Source organism: Microbacterium pumilum (assembly GCF_039530225.1).
Lineage (GTDB): Bacteria > Actinomycetota > Actinomycetes > Actinomycetales > Microbacteriaceae > Microbacterium > Microbacterium pumilum.
This window is the reverse complement of sequence record NZ_BAAAOH010000001.1, coordinates 1,760,508-1,775,965: the sequence shown is the minus strand read 5'-3', so window position 1 is coordinate 1,775,965 and position 15,458 is coordinate 1,760,508. Positions and strand designations below refer to the sequence as shown.

Sequence of the window (15,458 nt, the reverse complement as noted above, 5' to 3'; positions counted from 1 at the left end):
TCGAGCAGGAAGCCCCACAATATGCAGCTCACCAATCTCGGGCGGATCTTCCGCCGGAGCCTCTGGCTGATCATCCTCACCACCCTGGTCGGCGGCGCGATCGCACTGCTGCTGGCAGTGAATCAGCGCCCCGTCTACGCGGCCACAGGAAAGATGCTCTTCAGCCCCTCAACGGCCGCCGCATCGAGCACCGGCGAATTGGTCGCTGCGAACACAGTTCTCGGCAGCCGCATCACGACGTACATGACCCTCGTCAACTCGCCGCTGATCCTTGATCCGGTGATCCAGAGCCTCGGGCTCGATGCGACAGCCGGGCAGCTCAGCTCCTCGGTCGCCGCCGCCACCGCCGGTGCGCCCAACATCGTGGCGGTGACCGCCTCGTCTTCGGATCCCGCATCGGCGGCAGCTCTCGCGAACGCCGTCGCCGAAAGCCTCGCGACCCAGGTCACTGCGACGGAGACCTCGCCGGACGCTGAAGCCACCGGCCCGACGCTCGTCGCGACACTCGTCGAGCCTGCCGCAGCTCCGTCAGCGCCCTCCGCTCCTGACATCGGTCTGATGCTGGCGATCGGGCTCGCGATCGGCTTCGCGATCGGCGTCGTGATCGCGGCGATCCGGGCATACACGGATTCCCGCATCCGGACCAGGCAGGACATCCACGCCGCGACCGATGCCGCCACGATCGTGGGCGGTCTCGACAAGGCCGCGACGCGGACGTTCGTCGTGGCGGCCGCACCCACCGGCGGATTGGCCGAGGCATACCGTCAATTCCGTGCGCAGCTCCGGACGAACCCCGAGACGCAGGCCGCACGGACGATCGTGGTGACTTCGCCGACGCGTGAACCGGCTGTGGTGGGCGCGGCGGCGAACCTTGCCGCGGTGATCGCGGAAGAGGATGTGCGGGTGGCTCTGGTCGATGCCGACATCCGCAACGGTCTCGTCGCGCAGTTCGTCGATGTGACGTCGCCGGTCGGCGTCAGCGATGTGCTCGGACGTCGCAGCGAGCTGAAGGCGGCCCTCGTGGAGACCGCCGTCCCGCAGCTGCGGACGGCGACCGCCGGAACACCGACGGACAGCCCCTATCCTCTCTTCGCCTCACCCACGATGGGCACCCTCGTCGAGGAGCTGAAGAAGACGGTCGACGTGGTCGTGATCGTCGCGCCCGCCCTGCTCGATCACGCCGAGACGCTGCTGCTCGCCTCGAATGCGGACGAATCCGTTCTCGTCGTCGACAGCGGTCGCTCGCGCAAGAAGGATCTGCGGGAGGCGTACGCGCTCCTCGAGTCGAGCGGCGCTCCCGTCACGGGGGTGCTCCTGGCGGACGTGCCCCGACGCGGACCCGACGCCCACTGGCGGTGACGATGTCGGCGACAGCAGTTCCCGAAGTATCCGTGGTCATCCCGTCCAGGGGCGGGCAGACGTTGGAACGGGCGGTGCAGTCCGCACTCGATCAGTCCGACGTCGACGTGGAGGTGATCGTCGTGCTCAACGGAGCCCTGCGCCCCTTCGAATCGGCGGACGACCGGGTGCGAGTGCTCTCGTCCGATCCCGACGACCGGGGCAACGGTGCGCGCACGGCGGGAATCGCGGCGGCCAGGGCCCCGTACATCGCACTTCTCGATGACGACGACTACTGGCATCCTCACAAGCTCCGACGCCAGCTGAGCGTGCTGAGGAAAGCGCCGGCGGGCACGATGCTCGTGGTCGGATGCTCGCTCGAGGAGCGCAATCCTGACGGCACCGCCATCCGCGTCAGTCCCCGCGTCCCCGGCGCGGTCGGCGAGGTGCGCGCCTATCTGTTCCGGCGCGACAGGATCGTCGGCAACCTCCCTCAGCTGCAGACGTCCACACTGGTGTTCCCGAAGGCGCTCGGCGAGGCAGCGCCGTTCGACCCCGCGCTGACCTACCACCAGGACTGGAGCTGGCTCATCGCGGCAGAGAAGGCAGGAGCGACGTTCACTCAGGTCGCCCAGCCGCTCGCGTACCGGGAGATCACCGGATCCGGCTCGGTCGGGGGCCGGATCTCGTGGGATCAGAGCGCGGAATGGGCGCTCGGCAACATCGTCGATGATCGGCTGCTCGGCGATTTCCTGCTCATCATGGTGCTCCCGAAGGCGCTCCGCAAGGACGACCTTGCGGGAGCGCGTGCCATCTTCCGCCTCGTCCAGGATCATCGTCCCGGACTGGCGGCGCGTATCCACGCGACTCTGACCTATGGCGCGTGGCGCCTGCGCCGTCTCGCGGCACCACGCCGCGAGGAGCGGTCGGGCGATACCGCAGGAGCGGACGCCGCGGCGTCGGATGATGTCGCCGGCGAGCCCACCCGCGCCGGAATCGCCACGACCGAACGGGCGGGGCGGACATGAACGCGTCTCGGCCGACGGTCTCCGTCATCGTTCCCGCGTACCGCGCGGCCAAACAGATCGAGCAGATGGTCCTGTACCTGCTCCGGCAGGACGAGGAGGTCCTCGAGGTGATCATCGTCGCGGACGGCGCGGTCGACGAGACCCCGGAGATCGCCGTCCGGCTCGACGCCGCCCACTCTCGGGTGCGCGCGGTCATCCTGCCCGAGAACGTCGGCGTCGCCCGTGCCCGCGAGGCGGGCGTCCGGGCCGCCGTCGGCGACTTCGTCTTGTTCGCCGACGCCGATGACAGCATGCCCTCGGACGCGATCGCGAGGCTCGTCGATGAGGCGATGTCAACGGGAGCGGATGTCGTCATCGGCAGCGCGGAGGTGCTGCGTCCGTCCGGCGACATCGACTTCGTACTGCGCGGGCCGCGGGAGTTCAGGACCGTGTCACGGCTGTTCGCGTTCCGCCTGCTCCTGCGCGGTGTGATCACCGGCCATCTGTGGAACAAGCTGATCCGTCGGCCGTTGCTGGAGGCCAGCCTTCCCTTCCCGACGAGCGACGTCCATTCCGACCTCGCGCTCACCGCTCGCACGCTGGCGAAGGCCGACCGGGTGACGTTCACCGACCACATCGTCTATCGCTATCACGCGAATGCCGGCTCGATCCTGAAGAGCGGGCGCAGCCGGCTTCTCTCGCTCGACCGGGTCGAAGCATCCGTCAGCACTTCGGCGAGCGAGGTCGACCCTCGTCTGCTCGTGACGGAGGACTATCGCTACTTCGTGGCGCGGTTCATCTCGCTCTCACGGGTGAAGGACGCCCTCGTCGGGCCCTACAGCCCCGGCGAGTCGCGCCGGCTCGCGCGCACCGCGCGGCGCCGACTGGGCTGGGAGGACTTCGCGCTGACCGTGCGACGGCGCGACCTGCGCAGAGCCGCGATGATCCTGAGCGCGAAGGTGTCGCTCACGGCGCACGGCTCGGTGCTCTCGCGGGGGCGGGATTCCACAGACGTCCCGATCGGCGGCTCCGGCTCGCCGGCCCTCCGGGGATCCGCGGCCGCCACTGCCGCAGGAAGCGAAGTGACCGGATGACGATCGAGACCACGAAGTCGGCGCCCGCGGCGCCGGAGCCCACACGGCGGCGTGGCGGACGCGGCGGGATGCCGTGGATCGTGGCCGCGCTGGTGCTCGTCGCCGCGATCGTGCCACTCGCGATCCTCGCGCCGGAGGTCGCCGTCGTGGCCGTCGGCGGAACCGTGGGTCTCTACGCCGCGTTCCGCTGGCCCTTCGTGATCGCGTTCGCAGCCCTCGCCTCGATCGTCGGCTCGTCGATCATCGAGGCCGCCGGCGGCGCCGCGGCCGGTCAGGTCGACGAAGCGCTGACGCTGCTCTGCGTGATCGCGTTCACGCTTCGCCGCGTCTGGATCGACCGAGCGATCGTAGTGCCTGGTGGCACGCTCTGGTTCGCGGGCTTCCTCATCGTCGGTGCGATCTCATCTTTGATCGCCGACGTGCCGACCGAGATCTGGCTGCAGCAGGCGTTCCTCTCCGTCAAGGGTGTGCTGCTCGCCTTCGCGTTCGCTCAGCTCGACTGGTCGAAACGTCGCCTCCGCGGTCTGGTCGTCGGCGGTTTCGTTCTGGCCGGCGTGCTCATCCTCACCTCGGCGATCAATTTCCTGGCGCCGAGGGCATGGCTCGACTTCACCGGCGCCGACATCGGTCTCTCGCCCCTGGGCGTCCCGTACCTCAGCGGTCCCTACGCGCACCCTGCGGCCCTGGGGCGGATCTGCGCGGTGATCGGGATCTCGTGCGTCGTCTACCTGCTCATGTACGGCGCGCGGTGGCTGCCCGCCCTCACCTTGATCGCGGTGACGTCCATCGGATTCCTCACCGTGCGCGTGAAGACGATCACCAGCATGATCATCGTGTACGCGCTCTTCGCCCTGCGCTCGCGGTCCACCTGGCTCGTCGTGCTGGTGGTGGCCCTGTTGCCCGTCGCGGCTCTCACGATCATCCCGACGCTCTATCTGCTCGTCTCCGCCGACCTCACGTCCTACTTCTTCGGCGAGGAGGAGTCCGCGCGAGGGCTGCTCATCGGCGGCGCATGGCAGATCGGCATCGACAGCTTCCCCTTCGGCGCCGGCTTCGGCCGGTATGGCAGCTACATGGCCGCGATCAACTACTCGCCGGAGTACGTGATCCGTGGGTGGACCCGTTACTACGGGCTCGGTGAGGGCCTCGACTGGGGCAAATACCTGACCGACACCCAGTGGCCCGCCCTGCTCGGAGAGACCGGCTGGCTCGGAACCGTGCTGTTCGCGGGCGGCCTCGTGGCGATGGTCGCCTCGATGGTGCGACCGATCTCCGCGAGCGAGCCGAAGTCGTACACCTGGATCCGCTGGAGCGGGATCGGGTGGGTGCTGCTCATCACGATCGAGTCGATCGGCGCCCCGGTGTTCACATCACCGCCGTCGTATCCGTTCACGTTCATCGGCGCCGGTATCGTCGCCGCCCTGCGATACCAGTACAAGCGGCGCGGGCTCATACCACTCGATGAGTACTGAGCACCTAGGAGCGACTGCTGAGAGCGGGCTCACCGGCTGTCGGCGCTGCCCGCAATCGGTTGGTGGCCGGCACGCCTACCGCCGTTGCGAAAGCCGGGACGTCCTTGGTCACGACGGCCCCAGCACCAATCCGCGCACCCTCGCCAACGAGAACCCTTCCGATCACGGTCGCACCGGTTCCGACGTAGACGCCATCCTCGAGCGTAGGCACGTTGCCTTTGTCGGAACCGATCACCCCGAGCGTGACGCGGTGGTAGAGAGTGACATTGCTCCCTATCCGGACTCGTCGATTCACGATCACGCCACGACCCATGTGTGCGAGGCGGAGACCCGGACCGCACACGATGTCGGGCGGAAGCTCAGCTCCAACGAGCAGCCGCAGCCAGATCAGGTCGGCGACAGCGGCTGCGCTGCGCAGCACGAACCCCCGCCGATATGCCCATTGATTCACTCGGAACACGGCGACGCTGATCTTCGACCAGCGATCGTCGTTCCTGGCGTAGTCCGCAATGAGGACTTCCTTGAGTCGCATCCTCGCACGCTACACGCAGCATGTTTCCGCGAAATCAACGTTCGTCTTCATCCGCAGGGTGTTGACCGTCCCGGCACAACTGCGGACGTGAATGTCTCGTTACCTCTGTGTAACGCGACCCGCTTTGAGCATGAACCTGGCATACCATCGTCTGTAGTAGACGGGGGCCATTGGCGTCTTCCTCGCTCGATGCGAGCCAGAAGGAGCACCATCATGGCCACCAGACTCACCGATCGCAATAGATCCCCACGCACTCGCATGGCTGCCTGACGGGACGGCATGGATCGCGTACTCATCAGGTTCTACGACCGCGCCAACCTCGGCGACGACCTTCTCGTCTATCTTCTCGCGTCCCGCTTCGCGAACACGTTCACGGTGCTCCTACGAGAACCGTGCAAGGCCCTGGAGGACCTTGACAACGTGGTGGTTCGACGAGCCGATTCGGCGCGGCGCTCGGTCCTCTCGAGGCTCAAGCGTCGGTTGACCGGACGAGGACCGAGGCTTCATGCGGATCTCGAGCGAGCGAGTCGCAGCAACGACGTTCTCGTCTACATCGGGGGTTCGATCTTCATCGAGCATCCGGGAAAGCTCGACACGTGGAAACGCGAGCGTGATCATTACCGCGCCCTTGGCATTCCGTATTTCATCATCGACGCGAACTTCGGGCCTTATCTGTCGGATGAATACCCGGAGATCGTGCGGGACATCCTCAGCGGCGCTGACGATGTCTGCTTTCGTGATTCGTACTCTCGGGATGTGTTCGCCGATGTGCCGGCGGTCCGAAGCGCAATCGACGTCGGATTCCTCACACCTGTCCCGACCCGCAGTCCGGCCGAGCACGCAGACGTCGTGATCTCGATGATCGACACCCGCGAACGATTCGATGCCGCCGCCGCAGACGCTTATGAAGCCGCGATGGCTGGGATCGCCGAACGCACGGTGCGATCAGGATCGCGAGTATGCCTGATGTCCTTCTGCAGCTACCAGGGCGATGACCAGGCTGCGGAACGTATCCGGGCGCGACTATCGCCCGATGTCGCCGCGCATGTCTTCCGGCATGACTATGTGGGCGATCTCGAAGAGGCCCTCGCGATCATCGCCTGCTCGCAGACGGTGATAGGGGCACGATTCCACGCGGTTGTTCTGGGGCTCGCGTTCGGCAAGGCGGTCTTGCCGATCGCGTACAGCAAGAAGACGGTCGACACTTTGACAGACATCGGGTACGGCGGAACGATTGTCGACTTGAACGACTCTGCCCTCGGGTGGGACCGGGTGGAGGACCTCGCGTGGACGATGCCCTCCAGCGAACGCGAACGACTCAGTCGCGCCGCTGCAGTGCAGTTTCAGGTCCTCGACGAACGCCTGGTTCGCTCACAATCAGACAGAGCGAAAGCTCACGTCGCCGGTGCTGAGCGTCATGACAGCTGACTCGGGCACCCGCGACGTGCAGGTCGATGTCGTGATCCCCCTGTTCAACAAGGCGGGTGTGATCAATCGCGCCGTGCAGTCCGTCCTTGCACAGACCTACCCTCACTGGACACTGGTCATCGTCGATGACGGCTCAACCGACGACTGGGCGGTCGACGTCGTCGACCCGCGAATCGTCGTCGTTCATCAGCAGAATGCCGGTCCCGGCGCGGCGCGCAATACCGGCGCGGCACGGCACGATGGTCGGTATATCGCTTTTCTGGATGCCGATGACGAGTGGCTTCCGAACTATCTCGAACACCTCGTAGGTGTGCTTGAGGCAGATAGCTCACTCGCGGCCGCATCATCCTCGTGGTTCCGCGGCAGCGAGACGGATGACGTCAACGCGAAGTTCGCAGCGCGAGGCGTCCACGAGGGGCGATGGGAATTGGATCCCGCGGCGCCCGCCCGCGAATTCAAGATGCGCGTCGATTCGCTGCACAGTTCGGCGACCATCGTGCAACGCGATGTCTTCGAAGCGCTGGGTGGTTTCTATGAGAAGCGTGCGATGTTCGGCGAAGATTCGTACCTGTGGACCGCAGTGGCCCTGACAAAGCCCGTATTTCGATCCGGTGAGCCGCTGTTGCGGTTTCACATCGACGCGAGTTCGCTCAGCACCGGGCGCACGACGCCCTATCCCCTGCCGCCGATCATGACCGACCCCGAGGCACTTCGCGCCGCAACGGTGGGAACCTGGGAGGCGTACATGCCCAAGTACCTCGAGTACTACGTGCCGCTGATCCTCGGCAGAGCGATCGACGAAGGCATTGGCGGTCAGGCGTTCGCCTATGTTTCCGGTGATCGACTACGCGCACTGGGGTTGCGCCCGCGGGTCCGTTGGTCGATCAGAGCCCGCACCCTCAATACCGCAATGAAGACGACTGCCAGGCGCCGTCTCCGTCCCGCCTCGCCAGCGCCGCAAGGGGCCATCCGATGACCGCGTCTGTCGGGCGTAAGGCGGGTGCTGGCTTCGCGTGGACATCCGGTGCGCGGTTGTTCGGCCGAATCGTCGACACGATCGTGCTGTTGGTCCTTGCCCGCGTGCTTGACCCCACGGCGTTCGGACTGGTGGCGTTGGCGACCTCCCTGCTCGCGATCGTTCAGCTCTTCCAGGATCTGGGGCTGATGCAGGCAGCGATCCAGCGTAAGGAGGTGACGAGCGGCGAGCTCTCCTCGCTCTTCTGGGGCGTTTCGTCAATCGGCCTCATCCTCAGCCTCGGCATGTTCGCAGCGTCCCCCGCTTTCGGAGCGCTGTTCCAGAATCAGGCACTCGTGGGCGTTGTTGCCGCAATGTCACCGATTCTCTTCCTTCAAGCGCTCATACTCGTGCCCACAGCCGTATTCCAACGCGAGATGAAATTCAAGCCGATGGCAACTCGGCGCGCGATCGGCGCGATAGCGGGGGGAATAGTCGGGGTCACGCTCGCACTGCTGGGTGCGGGTGCGTTCGCCATGGTCGGTCGGGTGCTCATCGACAACGTTCTGGGCGTCATCCTCCTGTGGGCGGCTTCCCCGTTCCGACCCAAGTGGTTCTTCTCCTTCGCATCCTTGTGGATCTTCCTGCGATTCGGGCTGCCCGTGGCCGGGGCGCGGGCACTGGAAACGCTGCAGACGCGATCTGACGACCTTCTCATCGGGCGATTCCTCGGAGCAGCCTCGCTGGGTCTCTATTCGGTCGCTTATCAGGCGTTCAGGATCCTGACAGAACTTCTCCTCGGCGCAAGCAACCAAGTCCTGTCTGCCGCGTTCGCGAGGTTGCAAGGCGACCACGAGAGGCTGCGGCGCGCGTACTACCGCTCGATTCGCGCCACCTCCCTCGTGGCCATTCCTGGCTTTGTGGGTATCGCCGCGGTCGGCTATCCGTTCGTCGAAGTGCTGTTCGGCCCCCAATGGACAGCGGCCGTGCCGGTACTGCAGATGCTCGCAGTGCTCGGGGTGATCCAATCTGTTCGCTACTACGACGCCGCGCTGCTGATCGCAATGGGCCGGCCGAAGGTGGGTCTCAGCATCAGACTCATCACCGTCCCGATCACCATTGCCGGCTACGTCTATGCTCTGCAGTTCGAGGACCTCGTTGTGTTCGCCCTGGTGCAGGTGATCGTCGCTCTGTTCATCTCCACGCCGATCTGGCTGGTGGTGCTTTACCGCGTGGCCGGAGTGAAGCCGCTGCTGATTCTTCGCGCTTCGTACGTTGCGTTGACAGGTGGCGCGGTCATGTTCGCCGTCGTCTGGCTCCTCGAGCGAGCTGTGGCAGATTGGCCGAATGTTCTGCAACTTGCCGTTTGCGTGCCTGCCGGTGCCGCGGTCTACCTCGGTGTCCTGTGGATACTGGACCGCGGGGCGATCACCCACATCTTCGGCGTGATTCGCGAGAGACGTCGACGCGGCAAGGGTTGATGGCGGTGAGCTTGCCAGACCGTGTCGCTCAAGCTGCCGGTGAGCCGGTGGGCTGTCGCGACGAGGCAGAGGCCGGTGTGGTGGTTCCGGGCGAGATTGTCTGATCTCATCGCGACCCCGCTCCATTGATCAGATCGCACACCGTCGCAAGAAGCGGGACGGCCGATCGCTTCGGCGACCAGCAGAAGCTTCGCTACCGGGGATGCAACGTCGTCGAGCGCTGCTGCAACAACCTCAAGTAAAATGCGTTCGGGATCGTCGCAGCGACCGGACAGTCGCACGCCAGGCTCGATTCGCCTTCGGCGGGTACCCCACAGCAGTGGAGCGGCCGTTCAGCTCGTGTCATCTCTCTACGAGCTCGCCTCGCTCACCCTCGCTCCGACCTGCCCTTCAACGGCTGGCGAGGGGTCGACTGCAATGGCACCAGCTCGCTGCTCGACCTTCGACGCTGAACGCTCGCCGACGTCAGCGTCGAGCCAGGTCAGTACGCGCCGTCGCCGAGGAGGACGGCACGGGCCGTCTTCCAGAGGATGAGAAGGTCGCCGGTGATCGTCCAGTTCTCGACGTAGAACAGATCCAGGCGGACCGTCTCGTCCCAATCGAGATCCGAGCGGCCGCTGACCTGCCACAGCCCCGTGATGCCGGGCTTGACGAGGAATCGACGGTGCACGTGGTCGGAGTACTGGACGACCTCGCGCTCCAGCGGCGGGCGCGGGCCCACGAGAGCCATCGATCCGAAGAACACGTTGAACAGCTGCGGAAGCTCGTCGAGACTGTAGCGCCGCATGATTCTGCCGATCGGCGTCACACGCGGGTCGTCGCGCATCTTGAACATGATGGCATTGCCCTCATCGCGACCGGTGGTCTCGAGTTCTTTCAGTCGCTCTTCGGCGTCGTCGTACATCGACCGGAACTTGAGCATCTGGAAGTGCTCGCCGCGCAGGCCGACGCGCTGCTGCCGGAAGAGGACGTCCCCGGGGGTGCTGAGGCGCACCATGATCGCGATCCCCAGCAGCACGGGCGACAGCACGATGATGAGGAGCCCCGACATCACGATGTCGAAGGCGCGCTTGGCGTAGAGCTTGCCTCCGTCGTACCGGGGCGTCTCCACATGGATGAGCGGGAGTCCGTTGACCGGCCGAGTGTGCAGACGCGGCCCGCCGATGTCGGTGAGGCTGGGTGCGACGACAAGATGCTGGCGCCCGGGCTCGAGCTTCCAGCTGAGCTCTCGCACCTCGGCGGAGCTGAATTCGTTCGCGCTCGTGATGATCACGGTGTCGGCGCCGGTCACCTCCAGTGCCTGGGTGAGGTTGGCGACGCTTCCTGAGAGCGGGATGTCGGTCCCAGGGACGACTCCGGCGACGAGCCCGCTCGGAGTGCATGCCCCTACGACGTTGAAGCCGGCGGCCGGCGTCCGCTGGACGTCGGCGGCCACCGTCGCGATCGAACCGAGTGAGCCCACCAGAAGCACGCTCCGCGACATCCGGCCTTCGCGGCGCTGGGCGATCAGCCAGCGTCGGGCGCCCCACCGGGCACCGAGCAGCAGGACGACGCCCGTGCTGAACCCGAAGGCGATGTAGAGCTGCAGGCCGGGTACCCGGAAGATGTACGCCACCAGGGCGATCATCGCGAACACGATGAACGTCGCGTGCACGACGCGTCGGTACTCGGTCGCGCCCGTGCCCACAACGCGAGGGGATCTGCTCCCGTTCGCCGCAAGCAGAAGCAGCCAGAGTGCGGTCGTCACCCCCCAGACCGCGAGCGCGGGAACGTGAGTCCCCGCGTCCCATCGCGGCATCCACGGGAGGGTCATGCCCGCCGCGGTAGCGGCGATGGTGACCGAGGCGAGAACAGCGATCGTGTCGACCGCGATCTGCAGACCCGCGAATGCCGTGGTCCATGGCACGGCCGTGCGGGCCGGCGAATCCATGGATGCAGTGGTGCGTTGGACCACGTGGGTCATCTGCGGCTCCTGACTGGTCGAATTGCGGATGACGGACTTTCGGTATCCGGGTCGGGTGCCGGAAGGGGTTGACGAGGGCGAGGACGATATGGCTTCTGCCCGAGGAACGCCCAGCTGATCCACCCGATGCGCCCGAGCGTCATCTCGAACACGGTGGGAATCGCGAGAGCGAACAGCATGCAGACGGCGAAGACGACGAAGTCGTTGTCGATTCCCAGACGCGAGAGGACGATGCGGGCGGCAGCGGAGCCGAACACGTGCAGCAGGTAGATCGCGAACGCGAACTGGCCCAGCCACGCGAGCGGTTTCAGCCGGATGCGATCCCGGAGCAGCAGAAGCAGGGAAACGGCGGCGAATCCCACCAGAACCCGGTCGGCGAGCAGGGCCTGCAAGGAGATGTCGACGACTCCGACGATCTCCAGGGCACGCACGGCGTAGAAGACGACGAACGCGACGGCCACCACCGCCACGAGCCGCACTCGCGGTGGATTCGAGATGAATCGATGGGCGCCGTACCCCAACAGGAAGAAGGGCAGGAGGGCGATGGCACCGCTGATGCTGAAGAAGTCGACCGGCTCGGGCACTCGGACGAAGATCGCCAGCAGCACCGCGGCCGCAGTGATCACCATCCAGTATCGCGGCCGGTCCAGCACGCCGAGAAGGTCGAGCACGCCGACGAGCAGAAAGACCAGGAAGATCGCCTGCAGGAACCAGAAGTGACCCACACCGAACACGTAGAGGCGGAGGAAGTCGCCCGTCGATGCCGCATTCGTATCAGGGATGATCGACTGCACGGCGACGAAAAGGGTGCCCACCGTGATCAGCGGCACGAGCAGCCGGCGCACCTTGCCCCAGACCATGCGCCCGTAGTCGCCCCCGTCGTCGATCGGGCGGTACGCATACACGAATCCTGACAGCGCGGCGAACAGCGGCATACGGACGTCTTCGAGCAGGAGGTAGAACAGGCGCCATCCGCTGTCGTCACCCACGGTCATCCCGCGGGTGGCGTCGCTGCCGATCACGTGCCCGGCGGCCATCAAGATGGCGGCGAGACCGCGGAGCGACTCGATGGAGAGGTTCTTCCTCACGATCGATCCTTCCTCGTCTGCGGGACTGCCGGGGCGGTCTCAGGCGCCGGAACGGCCGAAGGAGCCGACTCGTCACGCGGGGCGGATGCCGGTTCCGCGGCGGCGGCGGGACGCACCGGTGAGCGGACCCAGGAACGCGGAGGAAGGTACAGCCACTTGAATCGCCCGGTCAGCTTCATCATCAACACCGCGAATTCGATCGCGGCGAGCGTGAGGGCGGCTTGGACGAGGAATCCGGCCCAGCGAGGCCCGGTCCATCCGATCAATCCCACGATCGTCGCCACAGGGACGATGAGGAACAGGTGGTAGAGGTAGATGTAGAGACTCAGGGAGCCCCAGCGAGCAAGGAACGCGGTCACTCGCAGGGGCGCGATCAGCTGGGCGAAGCTGAACCCCACCACGACCGCCAGCAGCTGTCCGATCAGGGCGGCACCCGGCACGTCGCGGAGGCCGAGGAAGATCAGCGCTCCGACATAGCCGCCGAAGACGACGAGGGCGATGGGCAGGAACCAGACTCGCACGCGCGCGACACCCTCGAAGATCTGCTTGGCGAAATGCACCCCGACGACGTAGAAGATGAAGAGGCCGATGACGCGGTTCCACCCGACATTCTGCGTGTCGAGAAGCCCAGAGGTCGTCACGGCACAGAGCACTGCGGTCACGGCGACCTGCACAGCCACGGGGACGCGTCGAATCGCCCACGCCGCGACGGTGAACAGGGCCAGCGCATAGAGGAACCAGTAGCTGCTCGACGGCCAGAGGAAGATCAGGGCGAGCGTGATCGGGCTGTTGGCCGGTAGATCCCCCACTTCGGCGTTCGCACCGGGGATCACGATGTAGAAGATGAACCGAATCACCGACCACACCGCATAGAGATACAGCATCGGCAGCACCCGGCGGCGCCAGAGATCCGAGAAGGTGAACCCGAGGGTGCGCGCCGACAGCATTCCCGCCAGAACGAAGAAGGCCGGCATGGGGAAGAGCTCCAAGGGTGCCTTCATGATCCACGGCATCCCGAGGAGCCCGCCTGACTTGGCCAGGTAGAGGCTGGCATGGTAGGTCACGACGAGCAGGATGGCGATGCCCTTGGCGACATCCACCCATGCTTTGCGGCTCACCTGCCGGGTCAGCGAAGAGGTCACCACGAAGGGCTCCTGCGTCGCCGGGGCGCAATGCCCGACCGACTGACTGCGAGTGCCATGGCTGCTGCACCTTTCTCGATGCGTGCTCGTTGTGATGAATAGGAGACAGCAGCGGCCCAACTCTCAGGATAGGCAAGGCCTGAGGCGAACGACGACCTATTTACAGACACTTAACGCACCCTTCATGCTTCCGGCACGCGAGAGCGTGCATGCCCGTCGGCGTCAGCCGCCCGCAGTCTCGTCGAAGTCGCGGATCTTCCGCGCGGGAACTCCTCCGTACAGCGAGTTGGGTTCGCAGTCCGAGGTGACGACGGCGCCCGCCGCGACAACGCATCCGGCTCCGATGGACACCCCCGACAGCACGGTGACACCGGCTCCCAGCCAGCAGCCGTCGCCGATCATGATCGGCGACGCACTGGTCGCCCCGGCGCGCTTGTCGGCGGTGCCGGCCTCGTGCGTGCTCGGAAGCAAAGCGCATCGGGGGCCGAGGGAGGCATTCGCGCCGATGGTGACGTCGGCATTCGCGCCGACGAGCAGCTCCGCATTGATGAACGTCCCGTCGCCGACCGTGAGCCACGACGGCTCCGCGATGAACCGGATACCGGCGTAGACGCGCGCCCGGCCGATCCTGGCTCCTGCGGCTCGCAGCAGTCTGCTGCGCTGCTGCGGTGTCCAGACGCCCGCGGCAGCCAGACGTGCGATCTGACGTGTGACCAGACTCACCCGCCGACCTTTGCCGGAGAGACGACCCGGTCTCGCAACCCGACGAAGTTCCCCGCGGAGCGCTCGACGACGACGGGAAGCGCAGCCGCGATCGCCTTCCGGGTGGGAGATGCGTCCGGCAGCACGGAGTCGAGCACGTCCACGATCAGCGTGCTCACGCCGGCGACCGGGCTCACGCACAGTTCGGGCGTGCCGAGCATGGCCATCAGGCCTTCGACCTTCCCCTGGGTGGCCAGGGTGACGGCGGGAGTGCCGTGCAGCAGCGTCATGATGGCCAGATGCATCCGGCCGGTCACCGTCACCACGGCGCGAGCAGTGAGCCCGCGCACCTCGGCGGGCGTCGGAACCCGGTCTACGAGATGCACGTCATCGCTGCCGAACTCCGCGCGAAGTCGTGCACTGGGGATACGGTCGTCGGCTGATGGCGTCACGACGTGCGGGAGGATGACCACAGCGAGGCCGCGGTCACGCAGGAACCGCACGACGCGCACGTAGTCGGGGACGAGATCCACGCGGCGGCCGATGTGCCCGCTGATGTTCACGATCGCGAACGGTCCGGAGAGGGCGAGTTCCTCGACCAGAGCGGAGTCGACCGTCGTCGCTGAGAAAACGAGATCCGTCACCTGCCGATCGGGAGAAATCCCGTCGCGGGCGAGCCGCTCGAAGCTCACCGGATCGCGGGGAAGGATCGCCGCTCCGTTCCGGGCCGCGCGCGCCAGCGCGCTGCGCGCAGCACCGAATGGTGCATCCGGCCAGCTGAAGCCCAGCACGCGCGAGTCGATCCCGCACAGGGCCGCCGCACTCGCGACCATCGCCCGGGACACGGATGCGCGCGGGACGTACGCACCGTCCATGATGTCAGCGCCGACGACCGAGATGCTGCGCGCGTGCCGGAGCACGCCGGCGAGCTCCACCAGCGCCGCGCGGTGCGCACGGCGTGAGCGGTACAGGACGCCGGGCATCGCGCGGGTGGTCGCGCGCGCAGCGTGGATGTCGGGGATGTCGATGGACCCCTCGCCCGAAGTCACGATGACGACATCGCCGTCGGTGTTCTCGAGGAACGCCTCGACCATGGCCTGGTCGCCGATGTTGCCGCCGCCTGGCGGTGCGATCAGAACATGATGGCGCGGCTCGGTGACCACGCCGATCTGTGCAGCGAGGAGACGGGTGTCACGGCTGACCTCGATCCCCGTGGCGAGCAGGGATCGACGGAGCGTCTGCTTGATGGAAGCCAT

13 protein-coding genes are annotated in these 15,458 nt (G+C 66.3%); 7 read left to right on the top strand and 6 right to left on the bottom strand.

Annotated elements, in window-relative coordinates:
- Window positions 1-21 precede the first annotated feature (21 nt).
- From ABD188_RS07820 to ABD188_RS07805, 4 genes are read left to right on the top strand one after another with little or no spacing between them, the layout of a single operon-like run.
- Window positions 22-1,359, top strand: coding sequence for a tyrosine-protein kinase domain-containing protein (locus ABD188_RS07820; RefSeq protein ID WP_344060166.1), 1,338 nt, complete (start codon window positions 22-24; stop codon window positions 1,357-1,359).
- Between the two features lie 2 nt (window positions 1,360-1,361).
- The gene (locus ABD188_RS07815) at window positions 1,362-2,366 is read left to right on the top strand and encodes a glycosyltransferase family 2 protein (protein ID WP_344060164.1); all 1,005 of its coding nucleotides are present in this window, start codon (window positions 1,362-1,364) and stop codon (window positions 2,364-2,366) included.
- Window positions 2,363-3,439, top strand: a complete 1,077-nt coding sequence (locus tag ABD188_RS07810) for a glycosyltransferase family 2 protein (RefSeq protein ID WP_344060162.1) — start codon at window positions 2,363-2,365, stop codon at window positions 3,437-3,439. The genes ABD188_RS07815 and ABD188_RS07810 overlap by 4 nt, the downstream gene beginning before the upstream one ends.
- Entirely contained in the window at window positions 3,436-4,911 is a 1,476-nt protein-coding gene (locus tag ABD188_RS07805) for a hypothetical protein (protein WP_344060160.1), read from the top strand. The genes ABD188_RS07810 and ABD188_RS07805 overlap by 4 nt, the downstream gene beginning before the upstream one ends.
- A gap of 4 nt (window positions 4,912-4,915) precedes the next feature.
- Here the strand turns inward: ABD188_RS07805 and ABD188_RS07800 are convergent, their stop codons facing one another.
- Window positions 4,916-5,443: a serine O-acetyltransferase gene (locus tag ABD188_RS07800; RefSeq protein ID WP_344060158.1), complete on the bottom strand. Its 528-nt coding sequence runs from the start codon at window positions 5,441-5,443 to the stop codon at window positions 4,916-4,918.
- A 279-nt stretch (window positions 5,444-5,722) separates the two neighbouring features.
- Here ABD188_RS07800 and ABD188_RS07795 point away from each other — a divergent pair, with 279 nt between their 5' ends.
- The 3 genes from ABD188_RS07795 to ABD188_RS07785 are packed head-to-tail and all read left to right on the top strand — an operon-like array spanning window position 5,723 to window position 9,307.
- On the top strand, window positions 5,723-6,871 hold the full coding sequence (locus ABD188_RS07795) for a polysaccharide pyruvyl transferase family protein (RefSeq protein WP_344060156.1): 1,149 nt from the start codon (window positions 5,723-5,725) through the stop codon (window positions 6,869-6,871).
- Window positions 6,861-7,847 carry a glycosyltransferase family 2 protein gene (locus ABD188_RS07790; RefSeq protein WP_344060154.1) on the top strand — a complete coding sequence of 329 codons (987 nt, stop codon included), beginning with the start codon at window positions 6,861-6,863 and terminating at the stop codon, window positions 7,845-7,847. The genes ABD188_RS07795 and ABD188_RS07790 overlap by 11 nt, the downstream gene beginning before the upstream one ends.
- Complete coding sequence (locus ABD188_RS07785) at window positions 7,748-9,307, top strand: lipopolysaccharide biosynthesis protein (RefSeq protein ID WP_344060152.1); 1,560 nt, start codon at window positions 7,748-7,750, stop codon at window positions 9,305-9,307. The genes ABD188_RS07790 and ABD188_RS07785 overlap by 100 nt, the downstream gene beginning before the upstream one ends.
- A 481-nt stretch (window positions 9,308-9,788) precedes the next feature.
- On the opposite strand, the gene ABD188_RS07780 is transcribed toward ABD188_RS07785, so the two are convergent.
- From ABD188_RS07780 to ABD188_RS07760, 5 genes are all read right to left on the bottom strand, one after another.
- Complete coding sequence (locus ABD188_RS07780; protein WP_344060150.1) at window positions 9,789-11,270, bottom strand: sugar transferase; 1,482 nt, start codon at window positions 11,268-11,270, stop codon at window positions 9,789-9,791.
- Complete coding sequence (locus tag ABD188_RS07775) at window positions 11,267-12,358, bottom strand: acyltransferase family protein (RefSeq protein ID WP_344060149.1); 1,092 nt, start codon at window positions 12,356-12,358, stop codon at window positions 11,267-11,269. Before ABD188_RS07775 ends, ABD188_RS07780 begins: the two co-directional genes overlap by 4 nt.
- Window positions 12,355-13,503, bottom strand: coding sequence for an acyltransferase family protein (locus ABD188_RS07770; protein WP_344060147.1), 1,149 nt, complete (start codon window positions 13,501-13,503; stop codon window positions 12,355-12,357). The genes ABD188_RS07775 and ABD188_RS07770 overlap by 4 nt, the downstream gene beginning before the upstream one ends.
- 219 nt (window positions 13,504-13,722) lie before the next feature.
- Complete coding sequence (locus ABD188_RS07765) at window positions 13,723-14,223, bottom strand: acyltransferase (RefSeq protein WP_344060145.1); 501 nt, start codon at window positions 14,221-14,223, stop codon at window positions 13,723-13,725.
- The gene (locus ABD188_RS07760) at window positions 14,220-15,458 is read right to left on the bottom strand and encodes a polysaccharide pyruvyl transferase family protein (protein WP_344060144.1); all 1,239 of its coding nucleotides are present in this window, start codon (window positions 15,456-15,458) and stop codon (window positions 14,220-14,222) included. Before ABD188_RS07760 ends, ABD188_RS07765 begins: the two co-directional genes overlap by 4 nt.